A 22763-nucleotide genomic window follows, 5' to 3' on the forward strand; every position below is an offset into this window, starting at 1 on the left:
TCAATAGTCTATGAAAATGTCACCCTGCAGGGGCATTAAAAGATAAGCAACTCCTGCAGGGTTAAGCATATTTTTTCAGGAATGTTTCTTCAAGCATTTGCAGGATTTCAGCATCACTTTCTGCAAAGCTCAGCTTAGGCCATAGTTTACGCCCGTACTTTTAGTGGTGATCTTCAGGTGGATGATAGGTTCTTTTCTCTTTACAGGGGATGGAGGTCTTTCTTCTTTTTGCTTGAATGCAGGGAATAGCTTTATAGATGGTATTCTGGTACTGGACGTATCTCAAAGGCAGGACTCACCAGGACCTCAGCTCTTGATTTTGGTGGTATAGGAAGAGCACCTTTTTGAGACGTTACCTGGAAGTGCTGGCCTTTAAAAGAAAACACTCCGCTGTTGTCGACAGTTCTTGTTTGTTTACAGCACAGAATATGGTCAATAACTAGACTTTCTTTAAGAGAAGTAAAAGCAGTTTCTGAAACTGCCGAACTCACTGCAAACCTGGCATTGAAGGCAGGAATGTAATACATGAAGAACTGGTTTGCCTTGCGAAGATCCGCAATCCCAGCTATCTTCAATTCCACCGGAGTCTGTCTTGTAAGGTATCCCACAGCCTTTCAATGCGTCCTTTAGCCTGAGGGGAGCGAGCAAGGAGTCCTGGGAGCTTCTTTGCCAGCCAGCTGTTCTTCAAAAGAAACCTGAGCAGTCTTTGGGGAATGGAAAATGATGTGTCGATCGGAGTAAATACTGGCTGGAATACTATGGTTTCCAAGTATCTGCCTTACCACCTCAAAGTAGCCCTGCAGACACTCCTTCCTGGCAAGATAAAGGCCAAGAATCTTACCAGTTGCATCATCAATAGCACCATGCAAAGTGTAGTTCTGGTCAGCGCCAAACCAGGCAAAGGGGGTGGCATCCATTTGAATGAGCAGCCCTTCTTGAGCTCTGCGCTTGCGCCTATGGTGGGCTTTCCCTTTACGTCGTTTCTTAGGGCTTTTGAAACCAGCCCTGGTTAAGATACCATAGAGAGCCTTGTAGCTGATTTCAATGCTCTCATGCTCTTTTAAGAGTTCCTGGAAGTGAAGGAAATTAGCGTTCTGGTAATTTTCACTTTTTCTGAGTTCAATTATTCTCTTCACCAAGGCATCTGGAATGACATGTACAGGTTTGCAGCTAGTGTTTTTGTGGATGAGAAATGCTGGACCTTCTTCACCTACTCCTTTCCTCGGTCTTTTTACCTGGCGTTCACTCAGGCCTAACTTTTCTGCAGCTTCTTTGGTGGTTACCTGACCTTCAATGAGCTTGAAAAGCACGGTATACCTATTAAGTTATTTCTTGAGACATAAGATATCGCACCTCGTTCATAGTGACATTTTATCGGAATAACTATAAGGTGACATTATCACGGAATAAACAAAATTTTATCCCGAATGTGTTGACAAGTTAAAAAACTCCTGTATAATAGCTTTCAAAGCAAAGTAGCTTGGTAACTTGGCAACAAAGAGGGGCCTTCACAAAGGTGTGTGAAGGCCCTTTTTTGTGCAATGTGCTTTTGGAGGCACAGAAGCCCCTGATTTGGGAGCTACGAGGCTCTCGGGTCAGGGGCTTTTTGTTTAGTCAAACACAAAAAACAGGGAAGGAGTGATGGTAGTGCGTTTTTTGGTCGTTTTTGCTTTGGTGTTTGTTCTTCTTGTATGTGGTAGTGTTCTTGCTTGGGCTCAGGATGAAGTTAAAGTTGGTGTTTTACACTCTCTCTCTGGCACTATGGCTATCAGCGAAGTTACGGTTAAGAATGCTACCTTGCTTGCTATTGAAGAAATCAATGCTGGAGGAGGAGTGTTGGGCAAGAAGATCGTACCTATTGTAGAGGATGGTGCCTCTGATCCTGCTATTTTTGCCCAAAAGGCTCAAAAACTCATCCAGCAAGACCAGGTGGCTACAGTCTTTGGAGGCTGGACCTCGGCAAGCCGTAAAGCTATGTTGCCGGTGTTCGAGCGGTTTAAGAATCTTCTCTGGTATCCGGTGCAGTTTGAAGGCAATGAATGCTCTCCAAACATCATCTATACTGGTGCTCAACCCAATCAACAGATTTTACCTGCACTGGATTGGGCACTCGAGAAGGGCTACCGGAAATTTTTCCTGGTAGGGTCTGATTACGTTTTTCCTCGCACTGCTAATTTGATTCTTAAAAAGCACATTGAGCACAGGGGTGCTTCCGTGGTTGGAGAGGAATACGTTCCTCTGGGAGGAACGGACTTCAGTTCCGTAGTTAACAAAATTAAGGCTTCTCAACCAGACATCATTTTCAACACCATTAATGGGGATTCCAACGTGGCTTTCTTCAAGCAGATGGCAGCTGCTGGCCTTACTCCTGATAGGTTGCCTGTTATGTCTTTCAGCATTGCGGAGCAAGAAGCGAAGGCTATTGGCCCGGAACTTCTGGCAGGTAGCCTTGCAGCATGGAACTATTTCCAAAGCCTGGATAACGAGGCCAACAAGGCTTTTGTCAAAGCCTATCAGGATAAATATGGTTCAGATTCTGTCATTACTGACCCAATGGTCCATGGTTATATAGGAGTTTATCTCTGGAAAGCGGCGGTTGAAAAAGCGGGCAGCTTTGACCCAGATGCAGTAAGGAAAGCCGCGGTGAGGCTTGATTGGATGGAAACACCGATGGGCAAGGTAAAGCTGGACCTGAACCAGAGCCTCTATCAGATGGTTTATGTAGGCAGACTTAAGGAAGATGGTCAGTTCGAAATTATCTGGTCTTCTGGGGAACCCGTTAAGCCCGAGCCTTATGATCCTTTGGTTTTCCCTGGTCGGAGCTGTAATCTTCACGAAATAGGTGAGGAGGAATAGTCAATGAGCGAATGGGCACTGCTGGTAGGACAGATTTACAATGGATTGAGCGTAGCTTCCATCTTGCTTCTTGCCGCTATTGGTCTGGCTTTGAGTTTTGGATTCATGCGGGTTATCAACATGGCGCATGGAGAGTTTCTCATGTTTGGGGGTTATCTGGCTTACCTGTCCTACCAGTTGTTGCCCGGTCCCATGTATGTTTTTGTTGCTCTGGCTTTGGGATTTCTGGGAGCTGCGCTTCTGGGTGGGGTTCTCGAGCTTCTTCTGATTCGTCACCTGTATCGTCGTTCCCTCGATACCCTGCTCGCCACCTGGGGGGTCAGTCTGATTTTTCAGCAGCTGGCGCGAAATCTCTTCGGTCCTACTGGAGTAGCGGTAACTGCTCCATCCTGGTTAAGCGGTACTTTTACCGTGGAATCTGGCCCTTTATCCGGACTTGTCCTTCCTCATGTTCGTTTGTTTGTAATTGGGTTTACTGTGCTGATTCTCGCAGTTCTGTACTTGCTTTTGCAAAATACCAAAATAGGACTCTATGTTCGAGCAGTTAATCAGGATCGGGAGATTGCAGAAAGCCTTGGAGTGCATACCAGGTGGATTGATTTTCTGGTGTTTTCTCTGGGCTCAGGTCTGGCTGGACTGGCAGGAGCTACTTTAGCGTTGATAGCTCCTGTAACTCCCACCGTTGGTCAAAGCTACATTGTGGATGCATTTTTAGTGGTCATTCTGGGTGGAATCGGGAGCCTGTCCGGTACGGCTTTAGCGTCGGTGCTTGTGGGTTTGGTATCTGCTACTTTGCAGACTTTCACCAGCGTTAGTTTTGCCAAGGTTATTTTGCTCGTTCTGGTTATAGGGTTTTTACAGTGTAGGCCTCGGGGACTTATAGCTACACGCTCGCGAGAGCTTAAGGAGGTATAGACGTGTTGCGTCGGCGAGTGATTTTTTGGGTGCTGGGTTTAAGCTTGCTTTTTGGTGCACCCTATTTTCTGTCGAGTTACGATCTTTCTTTGCTGGGACGTTTTCTGGCGCTGAGCTTAGTCACCATAGGAATTGTGTGGAGCTGGGGATATACGGGAATTCTCAGTCTTGGACAGGGCGTTTTTTTCGGATTGGGAGCTTATGCGTTAGCGATGCATCTGAAGCTGGCGGAATTACCTCCGGGAGAACTGCCTGATTTCATGATCTGGAACGGTGTTAGTAACCTTCCCTGGTGGTGGTTACCCTTCCGAAACCCGTTTTTCGCCTTTGCAATGGTGATTATTCTGCCGGGTATCCTCGCTTTGTTACTATCATTCCTTCTTTTCCGCCGCCGTATAACAGGAGTGTATGTATCCTTGATTACCCAGGCTCTGGCACTGGCTTTTTCCACTTTACTTATCAGCCAACAGGGTCTTACTGGTGGGTTTAATGGACTCACAAATTTTACTACTCTATTGGGGTTTTATCTGTGGAGTGATCAGTTTCAGCGCGGTTTATACTGGTTCACTGTTGCCTTTGTGGTAGGAATCCTGTGCTTCAGCTTCTGGTTACGCTCCACACACCTGGGGAAGCTTCTTGTGGCAATTCGGGATGGTGAAAACCGGGTTCGCTTTCTTGGTTATGACCCGACTCCCTACAAGGTTTTTGCTTTTACTTTGTCCGGTGTTTTGGCAGGCATCGGCGGAGCACTTTTTGTGCTCTATGCGGGCGTTATATCGCCGGCTATGGTAGGTGTCGTGCCTTCTATCGAGATGGTAGTTTGGGCAGCTGTAGGAGGCCGAGAAAGCCTCTTTGGTGCTTTGTTGGGAACGGTACTGGGTAATCTAATCAAAGACCGCGTTAGCAGTGCGTTTCCCGATATATGGCTTTATTTGGTAGGATTTCTCTTTATTCTGGTGGTATTCAGGCCTTCTGGTTCCTTTCTTGGGTATTTTCAAAGATTAACCTTGCGTCAGCGATCAAAAAAGAAAGAGGAGGTGTTTGGGGATGTTTCTCCTTGAAGTGGAAGAAATAGTGGTGAGCTTTGATGGTTTTCGTGCTTTGAACGGAGTAAGCCTTGCTCTACGACCCCGTGAAATTAGGGTTTTGATCGGACCCAACGGTGCTGGTAAGTCCACTTTGTTGGACGCCATCATTGGCAGGGTGCGTCCTTGTTCAGGGCGTATTGTGTTCAAAGGGCAGGAAATTACCCATTTACCAGAGTATAGTATAGTTCGTCTGGGAATAGGTAGAAAGTTTCAGGCTCCAGGGATATTAGAAAACCTCACTGTTTTGGAAAATTTAATTCTTGCTGTGAAATCCGCGATGCATAAAGGGTCCTTGAAAGAATTGCTTACTAGTCGCATTTCAATCGAAGAGGAAATGCAGGCCAGGGCCGTTCTTGAGGAAATTGGTCTCGTTGAGAAGCAAGACTTTCCAGCGGGGTTGCTACCTCATGGAGAAAAGCAGTGGCTGGAGATTGGCATGGTTGTAGCAATGCAACCGGAATTGATTCTTCTGGATGAACCTACAGCCGGCATGACTGTCCAGGAGACGGAAAAAACGGCAGATTTAATCCATAGGCTTGCTGACAGGCATGCCATTTTGGTTATCGACCATGATATGGCTTTTGTGGAACTCCTTGAAGCTCCAATAACCGTGTTGCACATGGGCAGGGTACTATGTGAGGGTACTGTGGAGTCTGTGCGCAAAAATCCTGAGGTTGTATCTGTCTATCTTGGTCGCGATGAGAGTACCAGGGAGGAGTACGCGTGCTCAGCATAACTGGCATAACGGTTACCTATGGTAAAAGTCCTGTTCTTCGAGAGGTAAGTCTTGAAGTTCGGAGAGAAGAAGCAGTGGCCATTTTGGGACGTAACGGTGTAGGTAAAACTACTCTTTTGCGCACTATAATGGGTTTGCATCCCGTAATTGAGGGCCACATAGTATTTCAGGATTTTGACGTAACTACTGCACCAGCTTACCGACGGGCGCGCCTGGGCATGGCTTACGTACCTCAGGGTCGCGGCATTTTTCCGTATCTGACGGTTGAAGAAAATCTGAAGGTAGCCTTTGCTGCTCTTTACGGGAGATCCTCTCGGGCGAATGAGAGACTTCTTGATTACGCGTTCGAACTTTTTCCAGCTTTGTACGAGATTCGGGACCGCAAGGGTGGAAATCTTTCGGGAGGGCAGCAGCAACAGCTTGCCATTGCCCGGGCTCTGGTTACAGCACCAAGGTTATTGCTTCTGGATGAACCTACTGAGGGACTTCAACCTTCGATAGTTCAGCAGATTCGGGAAGCTCTTTCAAGGATTCGCTATGAGTCAAAGATAGGCATTTTGATTGTTGAACAGCGTCTGGATTTTGCATGGATTTTCGCCGACCGCTACTACGTGATGCACAAAGGTCAAATTGTGGATAGTGGTTTTACCCGGGATCGCGATCCCGGTGAAATAGAAGCTATGTTGGGGGTGTGAATATGCGTTTCACTGAGCGCGAAGTTGACAAGCTCCTGATTTTTATGGCAGCAGAGGTGGCCAAACAACGCCGTGCCCGGGGTCTTAAGCTCAACTACCCGGAGGCCGTGGCATTTATCACTGCGGAGGTATTGGAGAAAATACGTGATGGGAGAAGTATTTCTGAGATTATGGAATTTGGCACTCAAATTTTGACCAGAGAGGATGTGATGGAAGGCGTAGCAGAAATGATAAATGAGATTCAGGTGGAGGGCACTTTTCCGGATGGAACTAAGCTAGTTACTATCCACAATCCCATTCGGTAGAGAGCCGAGTGGAGAAAAGGGGGCAAGAACAAGCGATGATGGTACCCGGGGAATATCTGTTTTCACAGGAAGAAATCGAGATCAATGCGGGCCGAAAGGTTGTTCGGCTTGTAGTGACCAATACTGACAGTCGACCGGTTCAGGTTGGTTCTCATGTTCATTTTTTCGAAGTTAACCGGGCGCTTCGGTTTGATCGGGAAAAAGCCTATGGTTTTCGTCTAAATATCCCGGCGGGCACTGCTATTCGCTTTGAGCCGGGAGAAAGCAAAGAGGTTGAACTGGTAGAAATAGACGGGCAGCGTAGAGTCTTTGGTTTAAGTGGCCTGGTTTTGGGCGATTTAGACCAAAGACGTAGTGAAGCAATGAAAATAGCGAATGAAAGGGGGTTTTTAGCTTGAAGATAAACCGTAAAGCATATGCGGACCTTTACGGTCCTACCAAAGGAGACAGGATTCGCCTGGCAGATACAGAGCTTTTTCTGGAGATAGAGAAAGACTACACGGTGTATGGAGAAGAGACGGTTTTTGGTGGTGGTAAAGTTATTCGTGATGGTATGGGGCAGTCGAGAAGGTCAAGGGCGGAAGGCGCTCCTGACCTGGTTATTACCAGGGTAGTAATTGTGGATTATTGGGGAATAATGAAAGCAGATGTTGGCATTCGGGATGGCAGGATTGTGGCTATAGGAAAGGCGGGAAATCCTGACATTCAACCTGATGTCACTCCGGGTTTGGAAATTGGACCCGAAACCGAGGTGATTTCGGGCGAAGGCAAAATACTTACTGCTGGAGGAATTGATACCCATGTCCACTTTATCTCTCCCCAGCAGTCTTGGGAGGCTTTATACAGTGGTATTACCACGATGATTGGTGGGGGGGTTGGCCCCGCTGAAGGTACTAAAGCCACCAATTGTACCCCAGGCCCCTGGCATTTGCATCGTATGATGGAAGCAGTGGATAACTTTCCTTTGAATTTCGGCTTTCTTGGTAAAGGTAATTCTTCTGAGCCTGGACCTCTGGAAGAACAGATTTTTGCTGGAGCGATAGGCTTAAAGATTCACGAGGACTGGGGTATTACCCCGATGGTGATTGATACTGCCCTCAAAGTGGCAGAACTTTATGATATACAAATTGCTATTCATACTGATACCATAAATGAATTAGGTTTTGTGGAAGATACTCTGGCAGCGTTTAAAGGGCGGACTATCCATACTTACCACTCTGAGGGAGCAGGAGGGGGTCATGCTCCTGATGTTATCAGGGTAGTTGGATATCCCAATGTACTTCCCTCCAGCACAACTCCCACCCTTCCTTACACGGTGAATACCGTTGACGAACATCTGGATATGCTTATGGTGTGCCACCATCTTAATCCTAAAATTCCTGAGGATCTGGAGTTCGCCAGGTCTCGGATACGAGCGAATACTATAGCTGCAGAAGACGTACTTCATGATATCGGTGCTATTAGCATTATAAACAGTGATTCCCAGGCCATGGGAAGGATAGGTGAGATTATTTTGAGAACCTGGCAGACTGCCCACAAGATGAAGCTTGAACGAGGTTCATTGCCTGAGGATGACCCCAGAAACGATAATTTTCGTATTCGTCGCTATATAGCCAAATACACTATTAATCCAGCCATCGTACATGGTATTGCAGACTATGTGGGGTCTGTCGAGGTAGGCAAATATGCGGACCTGGTGCTTTGGGACCCAAGATTTTTTGGGGTGAAACCCGATCTGATTATTAAAGGAGGTATGATTGTGGGTTCTCTCATGGGCGATCCTAATGCCTCTATCCCAACTCCGGAGCCTGTACGTTATCGGCCTATGTTTGGTTCTTTTGGCGCAGCACCTTCAAGCGTTTCCTGCATTTTTGTTTCCCGAGTTGCCCTGGAGCGTGGTCATCTTCCTTCAAAGGTTAAAAGGCCCATGCTTCCGGTGGGCAACGTTCGCAAAATCTCGAAAAGAGATATGAGGTTTAACGATGCTCTGCCCAGAGTGGAGGTAGATCCCAAAAGCTATGAAGTTAAAATTGATGGAGAAGTTGTCACAAGCTATCCTGCAAGTTTTCTTCCTCTGGCCCAAAGATATTTCCTCTTTTAGGTTTTTAGGGGTGGTGTCGAAATGAATCCGTAGAGCAGTTGGACTCAAAAGAGCGAACTCCATCTCCATAGCGTTAGGAGAGTTTAGTTAAAAGAACGTATGCCGGGAGGTGGAGTTCGTTGTTTTACAAAACATTGGAAGTTGGGCTTTCTACGCCATTCAGCGCCTCTTCTGATCTCTTGCTTGCTGGTATTATTCCCCCATGGGTAGCCTCTTCTGACTTTCTTTTGGGATAACCAATTTATATAACCACAGACTACCCTTTTTACAAGGAATTAATTTTCGTAGATCTCGCCTCCAGGAAGAATATTTGTTACTGTTGTGCAAATTAAGCTGCGCAACTATATGAAGGCGAGATCTATGTGTTATTGTTTACAAGGATCTTCGCTTGTGGTGTTTTACCAAATCATTTAGCATATCATTACGTTCTTTTTGCAAAATCCGATCAATGAAAATTTCGCTTAGTAATCAAACGCTGGTACCAAAAGAAACTTTTCTTTGGGAACCGACGTAGAGTTGTATAATCTACGTATACAATACCAAACCGTTTTGTTAGACCTTTATCCCATTCGAAATTATCGAGAAGACTCCATACAAAGTAGCCCTGTATTGGGAATCCTGCTTCTATGGCTTGATAAACCCAAAGAAGGTGATCTCTGAGGTAAACTATTCTTCGCAAATCTTCTACCGTTTCTTCTTCTAAAATGTCTGGAGTAGCGATGCCATTTTCGGTTATATAAATAGCTGAGGGTTGATAGTCTTTTGTTATTCGTTCTGTGATTTCGTAAATTCCTCGAGGATACACTTCCCACCCCATATCGCACTTCTCATTATAGGGATTTCTTTCTTCTGCAACCTCGAGGACCGGTTCGTTACCCTGACGGATGACGAACCGATGATAATAATTAATCCCAAGAAAATCAAGTGGCTGAGCAACGAGAGTACTTTCTTCTTGTGATAAGGGATCTATGGAAAACCCTTTCCTTTCGTACCAGGATAGCATATCTTCTGGAAACTGCCCTCGGAAAAGGGGGTCTAGGAACCAGCGATTTAGATAACCATCAAAACGCTGAGCTGCTTTTTTATCTTTTTCTTCTCCACTTGCCGGGTATATAGGGGAAAGATTTAAAGTGATACCTATCTTTCCCTTTGGTTTTTCATTTCGAAAAGCTCTTACAGCTCTTCCATGAGCAAGGAGGAGGTTTCGGGAAACAGAAAGAGCTACTCGAAAATTCCTTTTTCCAGGAGCATGACGTCCCTCATAGTTTCCGATAAAAGCCGTAACCCAGGGCTCGTTGTGAGTAATCCACAGAAAAACTTCTTTTCCAAAGTTTTTAAACAGAAAGCGTGCGTATTCTTCGAAAGCTTCCACCGTTTCTTCACTTTCCCATCCTCCTATGTCCTGAAGGGCTTGAGGTAAGTCCCAGTGATAGAGAGTAATCACGGGTTTTATACCAGCTGCTTTGAGCTTTTCTATAAGTTGTTGATAAAATTTCACTCCTTTTTCGTTTATTCGCCCTTTTCCTTCAGGGAATATCCTGGTCCAAGCGATAGAGAAACGATAAGCGTCTATCCCCAACTTTTCCATAAGCTCAACATCTTCCTCAAAGCGATGGTAGTGGTCACAAGCTACGTCTCCTGTGGTTCCATCTTGAATGTTTCCTGGAGTGTGCGTGAAACGATCCCAAATGCTTTCTCCTTTTCCATCTTCGTTCCAGGCACCCTCAATTTGATAAGAGGAAGTTGCTACTCCAAATACAAAGTCTTTTGGGAAAAAAGCAAAACGTCCCATTTCTCTTTTCCTCCCTTTTCTGTGGTTTGTTTCAATTTAGAATTATAAGTTAAATTTTTGCTTAGTCAACTTGATTTACAAATCAAACCATGTTATATTTAAGGAGAGTTAAAAGTAACAAAATAATTTTTATAAAGTGGGGGGTGAAGTATTTGAAAGGTAATGGCATTGTACCTAAATGGGGTCTTGCGGTGAGTATATTGGCTCTATTAAGCATTATAATCTTCCTCAGTTCAGTTGCTTTGGCACAGTTGCCGGCTGGTCTTTCGAGGGAAGAAACCATAGTTTGCGATATTGCGACTGGGCGTGTTGGTACTCCTGGCAATTTTAATCAGTGGGCTGGATGGCGATGGCCAGACCAAGGACTGCAACAGCTTATTCACGAACCACTCTGGATGGTGGATTATGCAACTAATGAGATTATCTGTGCCTTGGCAACTGAATTGCCACAGTACAACGAAGACTTTACTAAAATGATTATCAAGCTTCGCCGTGGTATTTGCTGGAACGATGGGGTGCCCTTTACTGCTGACGATGTAGTGTATACTATCGACTTACACACCAAGACTCCAGGACTTCTTTATCACGGTCCTATGGCCGAATTTGTCGACAGGGTCTATAAGACTGATGACTATACAGTTGTTGTTGAACTAAAAGAGCCGAATTCCCGGTTCCATACCTATTTTCTGGATCGATGGGGATGCCTGTATATTATGCCTAAACATATCTTTGAGGAGGTTGAGGATCCTGTTACTTTTAAATTTAATCCACCCGTAGGATGCGGTCCATACAAGCTTTTAGATTACGACCCTGCGGGTTTTTGGAGTTTATGGGAACTGAGAAGCGATTGGGAAAAAAGTCCAACAGGAATACTTTATGGAAAACCAGAACCGAAGCATGTTCTCTTTAGAGCTTTTGAGAGTGAAGAGGGAAGAATCCTTGCTATGTTGAGACATGAGCTGGATATGGGAAGCTATAATGCAGAGGGTTTAAAAGTGGTTTTATCGAGAAGTGACACGACCCGAGCCTGGAGAAAAGAGTGGCCCTGGGTGGTAAACATTGACCCTTGCATTACTGGGGTGACATTTAACAACATGGTCAAACCCTACGACAACAGGGAAGTGCGTTGGGCTCTGGTTCTGGCCATCAACATCGTCGATTACATGGCGATAGCTTTTGACCTCATGGCCCCGGTTAGCCCCATCCACCTTCCACCGGTTCCTGCTTACCGAGAAGCCTTTTTCGAACCTTTGGAAGGGTGGTTGAAAGAGTTTGAACTCGACTTGGGGAACGGTGAAAAGTTCAAACCTTATGACCCCGAAGTGCCTTTCAAGATAGCCCAGGCTGCCAAGGAACGAGGCTTCCCGGTTCCTGAAGACCCTGAGGTCATTAAGGAACTTTTTGGCATTGGCTGGTGGAAGTACGCTCCCGATGTTGCAGAGAAACTCCTTAAGAAGAACGGTTTTAGCAGGGGTGAAGATGGAAAGTGGCGTTTGCCTGATGGATCTTTGTGGAAGATACAAGTATTTTCGGCTACTAATCCTGCACATCATAACTTTAGGAATGCAGTAGCTGTTGCTGAACAGTGGAAGAAATTTGGTATAGAGGCGAGCATGTCTCCTACCGAAGCTTTTGATAGCTTAGTACTTAATGGAGAATTTGAAGTTTCTACTCAGTGGCCTGCAGCTGAACCCTGGGGTGCAGGAGTGGATCTGTCACGTACTCTAGAACCTTGGCATTCAAGCTTTGTGGCTCCTCTCGGGCAGCCAGTAACATCGGTTGCAGGTGGATCAGCAAGGTGGTCCAATTCAGAACTTGATGAGGTTATTGAAGAGTTAAGAGTAACAGATCCTTTCGCGGTTGACACTATGATCACTCTGGGTATCGAAGCCTTGAAAATCCTGGTAAGAGAAATGCCAACCATACCCACCTATGGTTATTGTGGCGCTGTGGCTTGGGACGAGTACTACTGGACCAACTATCCTGGTGCAGAAAATCCTTATACTCAGCCCTATCAGCACTGGCCGAACTTCAAGTATATGCTTCCTTTCTTAGAGAAAGCGAAGAAGTAAGTAGGCTCAGTTGAGTTTAGGGGGTCTGGGGTTCTGTGCCGGACCCCCCTGGGGAGGAAATGTGATGCGGTTTTTGAGAAGCTATCTTCTGCCACGGTTAATACAATATGTGCTGGTGGTTTTCTCAGGGATAACGGCGGTTTTTCTCATTCCGCGCTTGACCGGCCAGGACCCGGTTCTGGAGATGATTGCTCAGATTCAGGCACAGGGCAGTGCTCTGGATCCGACGGCGGTGAGAAGCCTTACTGAAACGCTTAAAGAATTGTATGGGCTCAAGGGCACCATGCTGGAACAGTACCTGACCATGTGGAAAAGAGTACTTCACTTTGATTTTGGACCTTCTTTTTTCCAGTTTCCGACCCCGGTTTCTGACCTGCTTCGGATATACCTGCCCTGGACTCTGGGCCTTTTTCTAACCTCTACTGTGATAGCCTGGCTTCTGGGCAACATAGTTGGAGCTATTGCCGGATATTTCTCTCACCGAAGCTGGTCGAAAGCGCTTGATACAGCAATTATGTTTGTACGACCAATTCCTCACTACATTTTTGGAGTTCTCCTGTTAATCCTTTTTGCTTATGCCTGGAGGATTTTTCCTCCTGGAGGTCTGGTGTTTGGAAGGAGAGTGGTTTTTAACTTTGCTCTGGTTGTGGCTGTTTTGAAACATTCCTTTTTGCCGGCACTTACTTTAGTCATACTGGGTGGTGCGGCCTGGTTTCAGCAGATGAAGCTTCTGGTTCAGAATGTAAAAAGGGAAGACTTTGTTCAGTATGCACAGAGTGGAGGAATACGCGAGAAAACCCTTATTTTCAGGTACATATTGCCCAATGCCATGCTTCCTCAGGTTACCCAGCTTGCTCTTCTTTTGGGTCAGGTTTTTAGTGGTGTTTTGATGGTGGAGATGGTTTTTTCCTATCCCGGTATGGGTCTTTTGCTTTATCGGGCAGTTACCAGAGGCGATTATAACCTGGTGATGGGTATCACAGTGCTTTCCATCTTAACCATCACCACTGCGGTTCTTTTGCTCGATTTGCTGTATCCACTTCTTGATCCTCGGATTCGACACAGGTAGGAGAAAATCATGGTGTGGCTAAAAGAATTGTTTAGAGATTATCGCTTTACCGTGAGTTTTGTTTTACTCTGTTTGCTTTTAGCGCTGGCTGTGCTTTCCTTCTTTTCACCTTATGATCCTGTCCGCTGGCTTCAGGTTCCAAGAGATAAGCCCCCTGCCTGGCCCCATATTCTGGGTACCAATTCCAAAGGCCAGGATGTGTTTTGGGAGGCTACCTTTGCCATTAGAAATTCTCTGATTATTGCTTTCATCGCTGGCATAGTGTCACGGGTTGTGGCGGTGCTGGTTGGCTTTGTAGCTGGCTACCGGGGTGGTCTTGTGGACCGAATGCTCATGGGTATTGCTGATGCACTGCTGGTTATACCTCTTTTCCTAATTCTGGTGATGATTGCCATGCTTTTGCGGGAGGCAATGACCCTGATAAACACCGGGTTGCTCCTTGCTTTCTTTGGTTGGGCCTGGGATGCACGAACCATCCGTTCCCAGATTTTAAGCCTGAGAGAGCGGGAATTTACCCAAACTTCCCTTCTTTCGGGTAATGGCACTTTGCCTCTGGTTACCAAAGAATATCTACCCTTTACTATTCCCTTGATACTCTCTACTCTGATTAACAACATTGCCTGGGCAATTGGCATGGAAATCGTTCTGGCCATTCTTGGTCTAGTCAGACTGGAGATACCTACCCTGGGAACTATGCTGAAGTGGGCCATAGATTACCAGGCAATGCTTCTTGGTCACTGGTGGTGGATATTGACTCCCCTGGTATTGACCGTATTTCTTCTGGTTGCTCTGTACCTTCTTTCAGTCAGTGTAAGCGAATATCTGGATCCCCGAGTGCGGATTCAAAGAATAGGGACACGGTGAAGGCAGTATGAAAACCGTACTAAAAGCTGAAAACCTGCGGGCTTTTTATGTCCTTCAAGTTGCGGGAAGAAAAAAAGTGATTCAGGCGGTTAACGGTGTAAATCTGGATATCCAGGAAGATCAGGTTTATGGCATTGCCGGAGAGAGTGGATGCGGCAAGACGACTCTGCTTAAGGTTCTTTTTGCAAAGGCGGACCCGCCGCTTCAGATTTTTGAAGGGGCTGTTTACTATCGTGAAAATGATAGCTTGCTCAACGCTATAGAACTTGATTCTGAGCAGATGAGAAAACTTCGCTGGACTTACATTTCCTACATTCCTCAGGGCTCGATGAGCGTTTTTAACCCGGTGAAGAAGATAAAGTCCACTTTTCTGGATTTTTTGCAAAGTCATGTGCAAAGCAGGGTGAAAAAAGAACTTCTTGCGCTTGCTGAGGAGCATTTAAGAAAACTGGGTCTTTATCCACGGCTTCTGGATGCCTATCCACACCAGCTTTCAGGAGGCATGCGGCAGCGAGTTTCCATAGCGCTTGCCACTTTGCTTAGCCCCCGGGTTATCCTTGCTGACGAGCCCACTACCGCTTTGGATGTAGTGGCGCAAAGGGCGGTGTTGCAGCTTCTTCAGGAGATACAGAAACAGCTCAAAAACACTATAGTCCTGGTTACTCACGACATGGGCATTCATGCTAACATTGCCACCCATATGGTCATCATGTATGCTGGAAAAATTGTTGAGGAAGCCTCAACCAAAGAAATGTTTACCAATCCCTTTCATCCTTACACCCGTTACCTTATCAATTCCCTGCCCCGGATTGGTGACAAAAGAGTGAGAGAAAGTGCTCCCGGGAATCCACCTTCCCTAGTAGACCCACCTCCTGGCTGCGCTTTTCATCCTCGCTGTCCAGAAGCCACAGAGCTTTGCAGCAGCAAACAACCCGAGTTTGTGGAAGTAAGTGCTGGACACAAGGTAGCTTGTTGGTTGTACGGAGGAGCTGACCATGGGACCTTTACTTGAAGTAAAAGGCCTTTCCAAAGTTTTTACTCTGGGTAGTTTTTTATCTCGAGTTCGCATCAAAGCTGTGGATGAAGTTACTTTTTCCATACAGAGTGCCGAAATTTTCACCCTTGCTGGGGAGAGCGGATGTGGCAAGACAACTACCGCCAGGATGATTCTGGGCTTTGAGACCCCTACTTCAGGCAAAATACTTTTTAGGGGAGAGGATGTGGAGGGATTTAGAAACCGGAGGAAATGGTTCCTCCAGGTGCAGGCAGTTTTCCAGAATCCCTTCGAGACTTTCAATCCTTTGCGAAGAGTGGAAAGTTATTTCTTTGAAACGGTGCATAACTTTGATTTGGCAGGTACTCCCTCGGAAGCATACTCTTTAATCGATGAAAAGCTAAAGGCAGTTGGCCTTTCCTTGCAAGAGATTTCCGGCAAATACCCCAGTGAGTTTTCCGGCGGTCAATTGCAAAGGGCTTCCATAGCCCGGGCACTGCTTGCCAATCCTTCTCTTCTTATTGCTGATGAGCCGGTTTCTATGGTTGATGCGTCGCTGCGCATGTCTATCGTTAACCTTTTTCGGAAACTCTGCGACAATTTTGGCGTCAGTGTGCTCTATATCACCCATGACCTTGCTACCGCCTATTACATAAGTGACCGAATTGGAATTATGTTTCGGGGCAACCTGGTTGAGATGGGGCCGACTGAGAAAGTGCTTGGAGACCCAAAACATCCCTACACGAAGCTACTCTTGAATTCCATTCCTCAACCGGATCCCAGAATGCGGTATAGAACCACTATCCAACTTCTTGAGGAACAAGAGGAGTACCTTTTGGAAGGTTGCAAATTTGCAAACCGCTGCCCGGAAAAGGGAGAGCTATGCCCTGAAGAAATGCCTGCTGAGACCTTTGTTGATGGAAGGATGGTCAGGTGTCATCTTTATGGATCTCGGTGAGGAGGTAAAGAAGGGAATTTTGGTATAACCATAGGCGAACTAAAGCGTTTCAAGTGGTGTTGCATGTTTTAGGAGATTTAGAGATATGGGGGAGTGCAAGGGGGCAGTAATCCCCCTCAATTTATTGAGGGGATACACGGACCCCCTCGCCCTAGCATTTACAGCGGGACAGGTTTCTAGTGATACTATCAGTCGGTATATCGAAGCTCAAAAAATAGAAGAAGGGGGCGAATGAGTGCCTCTAATCACACTCAAAGCCCAAATCCATGCGGACCCGCAGACTGAAGCTGTTCTGAAGGATGCCATGTTTTGTGCCACCAAGGTCTACAACGGGCTTTTGTGGCATCTGCGGAAAGAGTACAAAGAAACCGGAAGGGTAAATATTTCTCGGAAGAACCTCAACCGCATTTTAAAGGAGCTACCCAGGGCCAAAGGGTACTACTCGATGTCAGTGCAACTCACCCGGGACGAAGTACGGGAAGCATACAAGTCTTTCTTTGCCCTCAAGAAAAAGGGTCTCACGCAGCATGGGGCTCCCGGCTTCCGCCGTAAGGGTCAGCTTTCGCCACTTAAGTACGTGCAGAGCGGCTTCAAAGTGAAAGGGGATAAAGTTACATTGAGTCTGGGTAGCGGCCGGGAAGACGGGGTAAGAGAAGTCACCTTCCGGATATCTCACCGTCCTGGCGTGGAGTACGAACGGGTGCGGGAACTTTCCATTACCTACGACAAGGTTTCCAGGCGAATAGAGGCCCGTCTGGTGGTGGAAGTTAAGGCTTGTGAGAACAACGGGACGGGGAGGGTAGCGGTGGACCTTGGGGAGACGGTTCTCATAGCCTGTGCCTTTGATGATGGCACAGTAATGCTCTACTCTGGCAGGCAGATCAAAGCTATAAGACGGTACTGGCAGAAGGTACGGGCCAGTCTTAAGCAGAACTCACGGAGGTGGGAGGAGATAACACACCGGGAAAGAAGACAGGTGGAGCACTTACTGCACATAGCCACCTCTCATTTTATTGGGGAGTGCATGCGGCGGGGTGTAAAAGAAATAGCTATAGGGGACCTTAACGGAATCCGAGAGAGCGTTGACTATGGAGACCGGCTGAACCAGCGGTTGCATGCCTGGCCGTACCGGAAGCTGATCAACATGCTGAGATATAAAGGTGCCCTAGTGGAGGTCACAATCCGTGACGATGTAGAAGAGAAGAGCACCTCCATTGCCTGCCACGCCTGCGGGAAGGTTATGCCTTCCAACCGGAGATATCGGGGTTTGTATATATGTCCCTGTGGGTGGAGGGCACAGGCGGATGTAAATGGTGCCCTGAACATCTTCGAGAGGGTGCATCAGGTATCTCCCGTGAAGGGGAGTAGTGGCCGAGTGGCGCGGCCCGCGGTCGTGTCATACCTCTTGGGATGGCACGGCGTCGCCGAACCGAAGCGCGAGGGTAAACCTTTGCGCACATCCGCTTGAGGATGCCCCTCAATTTATTGAGGAGAGGACGTCACATGACGACCTTTTCGGAAAAGATCTTTTAGGTGTGAAAAGAAAAAGGTGCCATGTAAGTCGGAAGAAAAGAACTTGAGAGAAGATGTAACGGAGAGAATGGTTTTTATTTTATTACATACTGTGCACATTTCGCATCAGTTACTAAAGTCGTTACTATGCCAGTACGCAATAACCCCTTAATAGCTTTGGCCTTGAGGACCCCGCCGCCAATAGCAATGCGTTCTGGTATTTTCAAGAGGGTATCGATGGGAATGCTTACTAAGCGTTTCTCCAGATTCGTTTGAAGAAACCGACCGTTAGCGTCAAAGACATGTCCCAAAATATCTCCTATTCCTCCTTTTTCTCGTATCTCTCGCATTTCCTCGTCAGTCACGAGACTTGGACTAAGTAAGGTTCCTCCATCTAGAACTCCAATCCCGAAGAGTGCTTGCTCGCATTCTTTCCATTTTTCAAGAAGGGTAACGCCATTAGAGGTTTGGTAGAGAATTTGATCTCTCCAAGCACTGTCTTCCACAGCTGCTGGTGATGCAACGTAAGTTCCTTTTGCGCCGAGTTTACGACAAAATTCTTGCACTATGGAAAAGGGATTCTCTTTGACGACGTTAGTAAGACCCCCAAGGAGTTGGACTATTTCAATGTTTTTTGTCTTCATAGGAAGAAGACAATCAGCAATTTTGGCGATGGTTTTTCCAACTCCAATTCCCAAAATCGTGTTATTTAGAAGATTTGTGTTTATCTGAAAAGCAAAAAAGTTCCCGAGTAAGGCGGTAGCATCTTCTTCTGATCTGTGGGGATTTACCACGTAAACTTTTTTTGTTCCAAACTTTGCTTGGATCGCTTTCTCGAGTTCTTCGTGAAGTTCGAAAGGTTTTGAAATCTGAATTTTCACAACTCCAAGGTCTTTAGCTCGCTGAAGTACTCGGGAAACGGTCATTTTGGAAACACCCAGACGGATAGCAATTTCTTGTTGCGATAGCCCTTTTTCAAAGTAAAGAACACTAATGATGCCGATTTGAGGATCATACATTGGTTATTACCTCCTCAGAGAGTAACGCTAACGCCTGAAAACTAGATCGTAACGGCTGATGAAGGAGATTCGCATAGATCTCGCAATACTGCTTGTATACATGGTGTAAAGACGCATTGGGCTGTATAACACTGTTATGAAATAAGTCATCCTTCCGTTTGAGAGGAGCAATTTTTGAAAAAAGACCGATGCCGTATCCAGCCACAATGGCACATCCCAAGAGTGGAAATTTGTAATCATCAATTGGAATGTAAGGAAGGCCTAAAACATTTGCCTTGATATGATTCCAAAGTTCGTTCCTAGCGCCACCACCCATAGCAAAAATCTGCTTATAAGGGTATCGGGGGAAAGTAGCGCGAAGTGCTTCAAGCCCCAATGCATAGTCATAAGCTATTGATTCGAGAATAGAGCGAAAGAGGTGTTCCTTTTTGTGCCACCAACTCAGACCGATAAATGCTCCTCGTACGGATGGATTATACGGGCATTGTTGACCTCCAAAATAGGGAAGAAAAAGCAGTCCTTCAGATCCAGGCGGTACTCGAGCGCTTTTCTTAGTGATCCACTGTAACTGACTTTCGCTTGTTCCCTCTTGGTCGCTTAGGAAGGTATCTATAAACCAGTGAATAGTTGTTCCTCCTCCGTTAATGTATGTGAAGGCGTGGTATCCAGAAGGTTGGGCAGCAATCATATACATCACAGTGGGGTTTTCCTTTTGACGTACCGGTTTATCTACAAAAAGAGATAGAATAGTTGAGCTCCCTGCAACATCGGCGAGCATACCGGGAATGTTCAATCCACCACCTAAGAAACCAGCTGGTTGGTCTCCTAAGCCAGCCACAATAGGGGTTCCAGAAAGAAGCCCACAGGAAGAAGCACTTTCTGGAGACACTTTCCCTACGACTTGCCATGGTTCTACAATCTGTGGAAGCTTTGTAAGATCGATACCAAGATCTCGAGTCACCTCTTCTGACCACTGTTTCTTCTCCATTTCTTCGTTGCCAAAGAAGGAAAGTGTAGTATAGTCAATAAAAGCTTTGTCAGCACGCATTCCCGCCAAACGGCCCACAACATACCCGTTAAGAGTCACAAACCTGGCGACCTTTTTGTAAACCTCTGGTCGTTCATGTTTCCACCACAGGATTTTTGGGAAATTCCTAGGTGAACCACAACTTTTGGTGTTCACGAAGTTAGCATATTTTTCTTGGAAAAAGCGGTTATATCGCTCTGAGTGAAGATCCAGACCCATATCAAGACCGGTAAGGTTTCGGAATTCTTTGTCTACGCCAATGATCCCACCCATTTGCCCGCTTAGAGCTAGAGCTACTATATTATTTGGGGCAATTCTACTTTTCTCAAAGAGGAGGCGGATGCCCTTGAGTATTCCCTCAACAAAGTCATCGCTTTGTTGAACTATTCGCCCCAATCCTTTAGCGCTATAACGGGTAGGGAAGTAAATACTTTCGACCACTTCTCCCTTTTCATTCACCAAACCAATCTTGATTCCACTTGTTCCAAGGTCGCCAACCGCTAAGTGTTTCATAGTCATTTTTTAAGGTTTTACTAAAACCTTCAAGTATTTTCCTTCTTGAATTTCTTTTTCTAAAAATATAGGAAGTTCTTTAAGGTCGATAACAGTACTAATATACTCCTTTCCCATAATTCTCTTTGAATTCATAAGCTCAAGGCAGGTGCGAATGTGGTTGGTGGTCGTTCCAGATGTACCGTGAATGTATAGCTCTTTATAATGGATTGTGTTGCTATCCAGAACAACCATATTATCTTCTTTTGGCAAACCTCCAAAAAAATTGATCCGTGCACGACAGGCAGCAAATCGAAGTGCTTCTTCCTGCAATGTACGTGACGAAACCGCTACAATGATAACGGAGACCCCAATGCCGTTGGTCTCACGCATTACTACCTGGAAAAGATCTTCCTTTAGCGGGTTAACATAAACATCGGCGAGAAATTTACGGGCAATTTCCAACCGTGTTTCCTTGACTTCCGACAAAATAATTTTGGTGGCTCCCAGGCTTCTTGCCAATCCCACATGCATGCATCCTACTGGTCCGGCACCAATGACAAGAACCGTGTCGTCAAGGCCAACCTTAGAAAGCATTTGTCCATTAAGTGCGCAAGCAAAAGGTTCTGCGATTGCCGCTTCCGCTAAGCTTACTCCGCTGGGTACCTTAACCAAATTTCCTCGCCTGAGCGCTTTCTTAGGGATAGCCATGTATTCAGCAAAACCGCCAGGGTAATAATAACCAAAAGCCTCTGTTGTTTTTTTAAATTCGAGACACAAATTAGTCATTCCACGCTGGCAATAGTGACACTTTCCACAAGAAACAATGGGATCAACTACTACTTGGTCTCCCACCTCAAAGTCCTCAACATTCGTCCCTTTTTCCACAATGGTTCCCGAAACTTCATGACCAATAATTTGTGGCTTGGTAATCGAACGGTGACCATAATTAAAAATACGCACGTCTGTGCCACAAATAGCACAGAAAGCTACTTTCAGCAGTACTTCGTCTGGTCCGATTTGAGGAATTGGTACATCCTCTATTCGTAAGTCTCTTGGTCCATATAGTACAGCCGCTCTCATGGTTTCACCCCTTTCTTAACATCTTAAGTTTGTAATATTCTTCCTGAATTCTTTTACCTAAAGGACTTTGAGGTGGGATGCTACTCACTTCTTGTAATACCTCTTTAATACCCCTTTTTTGTAGCTTTTCCTGCAAGGTGCGTGCTGCTGGATCACCAGGGTAGTCATACAAGAGTGCCGCTGCACAAGCAAGGGCGATGTTTTTCGGAAATACCCCCTGCTCAAGACAGAACGTGGCGCTGCCAATTAAGCGATCTGATGGTCCAAGTTTACGAATAGGGTCTCTGGCTACCCGCACGATAGGGTCCTGAAGCAAAGGGTTTCCAAATCGTACATGTACATCTTTCAGAACATGGGCATGTTCCTCCGGGGTGAACACTTTCGGGTATTTCTGAAAGAGCGCTTGAGCAGTTTCCCCCAGGGCACCATCGAAGACATTACTAATCCAAGTATCGTTAAAGCCCTCGTGCACATACTGGTATCCTCGCAGGTATCCCAAGTAGGCCAGCACTGCATGACCCAGGTTGTAAGTATAGATTTTTCGCTGAAACTCTGCTTCGAAATGTTTAATAGCCTTTGCTGTAGGAAGATGCGGAGGAGATGCTTTTCTGGCTTTTTCGTCGTAAGGAAATTCGCGATGGGCGTCTGCAACGACCAATAATGGATCGCCTACATCTTTCCTTTGACCTGGCACCATTCTGGCTACGCTTACTCTAACAAAACCAACGTTTTCTTCGGCCCATTTTTGGTCTATGGGATCAAAGTGCAACCAGACGGCATTCTTCAATTTGATGTGCGCTGTCAGGTCATTCTCGCAGAGATAACAGTCGATGGGTCCAAGTCTTTTCTCCCTTCTTCGCCGGATGCCTGCGGCAAGGAGGGGTGCAATTGCCTGGTAGCTACTAATACCTACTGCTGTTCCCACGCACTGTGCTTCCTCAAAAGCCACAGCAATCCGCTCTTTTTCTATAGAATAGATGGCACAAATATCGGTTATTACGAAATCTATGATTTCTCTTTTGTAAGCATCAAGAATACGCAATGGATAAATTTTCCGCCTGTTCAAGAGATGCGCCAACTCTTCGTTGCTTTCAACGAACACGACTTTATACCCAGCCTCATGAAACAAATGTCCCATAAAACCCCTGCCAATGTTCCCAGCACCAAACTGAAGTATCATCATGG

At 46.1% G+C, this 22763-nt stretch carries 21 protein-coding genes; 14 read left to right on the forward strand and 7 right to left on the reverse strand.

The window, feature by feature from the left end:
• Nucleotides 1–251: 251 nt before the first annotated feature.
• Both ACKTT1_RS01900 and ACKTT1_RS01905 read right to left on the reverse strand, forming a co-directional pair.
• Nucleotides 252–581 carry a hypothetical protein gene (locus tag ACKTT1_RS01900; protein WP_412709970.1) on the reverse strand — a complete coding sequence of 110 codons (330 nt, stop codon included), beginning with the start codon at nt 579–581 and terminating at the stop codon, nt 252–254.
• Nucleotides 582–626: 45 nt separating this feature from the next.
• Nucleotides 627–1310: a hypothetical protein gene (locus ACKTT1_RS01905; protein WP_412709971.1), complete on the reverse strand. Its 684-nt coding sequence runs from the start codon at nt 1308–1310 to the stop codon at nt 627–629.
• Between the two features lie 331 nt (nt 1311–1641).
• On the opposite strand from ACKTT1_RS01905, the gene urtA reads away from it, so the two are divergent.
• From urtA to ureC, 8 genes are read left to right on the forward strand one after another with little or no spacing between them, the layout of a single operon-like run.
• On the forward strand, nt 1642–2856 hold the full coding sequence (urtA, locus tag ACKTT1_RS01910; protein WP_412710531.1) for an urea ABC transporter substrate-binding protein: 1215 nt from the start codon (nt 1642–1644) through the stop codon (nt 2854–2856).
• A gap of 3 nt (nt 2857–2859) precedes the next feature.
• On the forward strand, nt 2860–3771 hold the full coding sequence (urtB, locus tag ACKTT1_RS01915; protein ID WP_412709972.1) for an urea ABC transporter permease subunit UrtB: 912 nt from the start codon (nt 2860–2862) through the stop codon (nt 3769–3771).
• 2 nt (nt 3772–3773) lie between these two features.
• Nucleotides 3774–4832 (forward strand): urea ABC transporter permease subunit UrtC, encoded by a 1059-nt coding sequence (gene urtC / locus ACKTT1_RS01920; protein ID WP_412709973.1) that lies wholly within the window; start codon nt 3774–3776, stop codon nt 4830–4832.
• Nucleotides 4819–5595, forward strand: coding sequence for an urea ABC transporter ATP-binding protein UrtD (gene urtD / locus ACKTT1_RS01925; protein ID WP_412709974.1), 777 nt, complete (start codon nt 4819–4821; stop codon nt 5593–5595). Before urtC ends, urtD begins: the two co-directional genes overlap by 14 nt.
• Complete coding sequence (gene urtE / locus ACKTT1_RS01930) at nt 5583–6290, forward strand: urea ABC transporter ATP-binding subunit UrtE (protein ID WP_412709975.1); 708 nt, start codon at nt 5583–5585, stop codon at nt 6288–6290. Before urtD ends, urtE begins: the two co-directional genes overlap by 13 nt.
• Before the next feature lie 2 nt (nt 6291–6292).
• The gene (locus ACKTT1_RS01935) at nt 6293–6595 is read left to right on the forward strand and encodes an urease subunit gamma (protein WP_412709976.1); all 303 of its coding nucleotides are present in this window, start codon (nt 6293–6295) and stop codon (nt 6593–6595) included.
• Between the two features lie 38 nt (nt 6596–6633).
• Nucleotides 6634–6993: an urease subunit beta gene (locus ACKTT1_RS01940; RefSeq protein ID WP_412710532.1), complete on the forward strand. Its 360-nt coding sequence runs from the start codon at nt 6634–6636 to the stop codon at nt 6991–6993.
• On the forward strand, nt 6990–8696 hold the full coding sequence (gene ureC, locus ACKTT1_RS01945) for an urease subunit alpha (RefSeq protein ID WP_412709977.1): 1707 nt from the start codon (nt 6990–6992) through the stop codon (nt 8694–8696). Before ACKTT1_RS01940 ends, ureC begins: the two co-directional genes overlap by 4 nt.
• A 445-nt stretch (nt 8697–9141) precedes the next feature.
• On the opposite strand, the gene ACKTT1_RS01950 is transcribed toward ureC, so the two are convergent.
• On the reverse strand, nt 9142–10488 hold the full coding sequence (locus ACKTT1_RS01950; protein ID WP_412709978.1) for a GH1 family beta-glucosidase: 1347 nt from the start codon (nt 10486–10488) through the stop codon (nt 9142–9144).
• Between the two features lie 191 nt (nt 10489–10679).
• On the opposite strand from ACKTT1_RS01950, the gene ACKTT1_RS01955 reads away from it, so the two are divergent.
• The 6 genes from ACKTT1_RS01955 to ACKTT1_RS01980 all read left to right on the forward strand — a co-directional run bounded on the left by ACKTT1_RS01955 (nt 10680) and on the right by ACKTT1_RS01980 (nt 17913).
• A complete protein-coding gene (locus tag ACKTT1_RS01955; RefSeq protein ID WP_412710533.1) occupies nt 10680–12560 on the forward strand; it encodes an ABC transporter substrate-binding protein in 1881 nt (626 codons plus the stop codon).
• Nucleotides 12561–12624: 64 nt separating this feature from the next.
• Nucleotides 12625–13629, forward strand: coding sequence for an ABC transporter permease (locus tag ACKTT1_RS01960; RefSeq protein ID WP_412709403.1), 1005 nt, complete (start codon nt 12625–12627; stop codon nt 13627–13629).
• Between the two features lie 9 nt (nt 13630–13638).
• A complete protein-coding gene (locus ACKTT1_RS01965) occupies nt 13639–14493 on the forward strand; it encodes an ABC transporter permease (protein ID WP_412709402.1) in 855 nt (284 codons plus the stop codon).
• 7 nt (nt 14494–14500) lie between these two features.
• Nucleotides 14501–15505, forward strand: coding sequence for an ABC transporter ATP-binding protein (locus ACKTT1_RS01970; RefSeq protein WP_412709401.1), 1005 nt, complete (start codon nt 14501–14503; stop codon nt 15503–15505).
• A complete protein-coding gene (locus ACKTT1_RS01975) occupies nt 15489–16445 on the forward strand; it encodes an ABC transporter ATP-binding protein (RefSeq protein WP_412709979.1) in 957 nt (318 codons plus the stop codon). The genes ACKTT1_RS01970 and ACKTT1_RS01975 overlap by 17 nt, the downstream gene beginning before the upstream one ends.
• A gap of 235 nt (nt 16446–16680) precedes the next feature.
• Nucleotides 16681–17913, forward strand: a complete 1233-nt coding sequence (locus ACKTT1_RS01980; protein ID WP_412709980.1) for an RNA-guided endonuclease InsQ/TnpB family protein — start codon at nt 16681–16683, stop codon at nt 17911–17913.
• A gap of 139 nt (nt 17914–18052) precedes the next feature.
• On the opposite strand, the gene ACKTT1_RS01985 is transcribed toward ACKTT1_RS01980, so the two are convergent.
• The 4 genes from ACKTT1_RS01985 to ACKTT1_RS02000 are packed head-to-tail and all read right to left on the reverse strand — an operon-like array spanning nt 18053 to nt 22761.
• Complete coding sequence (locus ACKTT1_RS01985) at nt 18053–18976, reverse strand: sugar-binding transcriptional regulator (protein ID WP_412709981.1); 924 nt, start codon at nt 18974–18976, stop codon at nt 18053–18055.
• Nucleotides 18969–20522: an FGGY-family carbohydrate kinase gene (locus ACKTT1_RS01990; protein WP_412709982.1), complete on the reverse strand. Its 1554-nt coding sequence runs from the start codon at nt 20520–20522 to the stop codon at nt 18969–18971. Before ACKTT1_RS01990 ends, ACKTT1_RS01985 begins: the two co-directional genes overlap by 8 nt.
• A gap of 3 nt (nt 20523–20525) precedes the next feature.
• Nucleotides 20526–21578 (reverse strand): zinc-dependent dehydrogenase, encoded by a 1053-nt coding sequence (locus ACKTT1_RS01995; protein ID WP_412709983.1) that lies wholly within the window; start codon nt 21576–21578, stop codon nt 20526–20528.
• A 4-nt stretch (nt 21579–21582) separates the two neighbouring features.
• Nucleotides 21583–22761, reverse strand: coding sequence for a mannitol-1-phosphate 5-dehydrogenase (locus ACKTT1_RS02000; protein WP_412709984.1), 1179 nt, complete (start codon nt 22759–22761; stop codon nt 21583–21585).
• Between the last annotated feature and the right edge of the window lie 2 nt (nt 22762–22763).

Source organism: Atrimonas thermophila, from assembly GCF_045864955.1.
GTDB lineage: Bacteria > Atribacterota > Atribacteria > Atribacterales > Thermatribacteraceae > Thermatribacter > Thermatribacter velox.

What these genes read in the sequence shown, in the direction of transcription:
- ACKTT1_RS01975 (WP_412709979.1), top strand. Translation starts at nt 15,489, where the DNA reads ATGGGACCTTTACTTGAAGTAAAAGGCCTTTCCAAAGTTTTTACTCTG.
- ACKTT1_RS01995 (WP_412709983.1), bottom strand. Translation starts at nt 21,578, where the DNA reads ATGAGAGCGGCTGTACTATATGGACCAAGAGACTTACGAATAGAGGAT.
- ACKTT1_RS01935 (WP_412709976.1), top strand. Translation starts at nt 6,293, where the DNA reads ATGCGTTTCACTGAGCGCGAAGTTGACAAGCTCCTGATTTTTATGGCA.
- ACKTT1_RS01990 (WP_412709982.1), bottom strand. Translation starts at nt 20,522, where the DNA reads ATGACTATGAAACACTTAGCGGTTGGCGACCTTGGAACAAGTGGAATC.
- ACKTT1_RS01950 (WP_412709978.1), bottom strand. Translation starts at nt 10,488, where the DNA reads ATGGGACGTTTTGCTTTTTTCCCAAAAGACTTTGTATTTGGAGTAGCA.
- ACKTT1_RS01960 (WP_412709403.1), top strand. Translation starts at nt 12,625, where the DNA reads ATGCGGTTTTTGAGAAGCTATCTTCTGCCACGGTTAATACAATATGTG.
- urtB (WP_412709972.1), top strand. Translation starts at nt 2,860, where the DNA reads ATGAGCGAATGGGCACTGCTGGTAGGACAGATTTACAATGGATTGAGC.
- ACKTT1_RS01985 (WP_412709981.1), bottom strand. Translation starts at nt 18,976, where the DNA reads ATGTATGATCCTCAAATCGGCATCATTAGTGTTCTTTACTTTGAAAAA.
- urtA (WP_412710531.1), top strand. Translation starts at nt 1,642, where the DNA reads ATGGTAGTGCGTTTTTTGGTCGTTTTTGCTTTGGTGTTTGTTCTTCTT.
- urtD (WP_412709974.1), top strand. Translation starts at nt 4,819, where the DNA reads ATGTTTCTCCTTGAAGTGGAAGAAATAGTGGTGAGCTTTGATGGTTTT.
- ACKTT1_RS02000 (WP_412709984.1), bottom strand. Translation starts at nt 22,761, where the DNA reads ATGATGATACTTCAGTTTGGTGCTGGGAACATTGGCAGGGGTTTTATG.
- ACKTT1_RS01970 (WP_412709401.1), top strand. Translation starts at nt 14,501, where the DNA reads ATGAAAACCGTACTAAAAGCTGAAAACCTGCGGGCTTTTTATGTCCTT.
- ACKTT1_RS01965 (WP_412709402.1), top strand. Translation starts at nt 13,639, where the DNA reads ATGGTGTGGCTAAAAGAATTGTTTAGAGATTATCGCTTTACCGTGAGT.
- ACKTT1_RS01940 (WP_412710532.1), top strand. Translation starts at nt 6,634, where the DNA reads ATGGTACCCGGGGAATATCTGTTTTCACAGGAAGAAATCGAGATCAAT.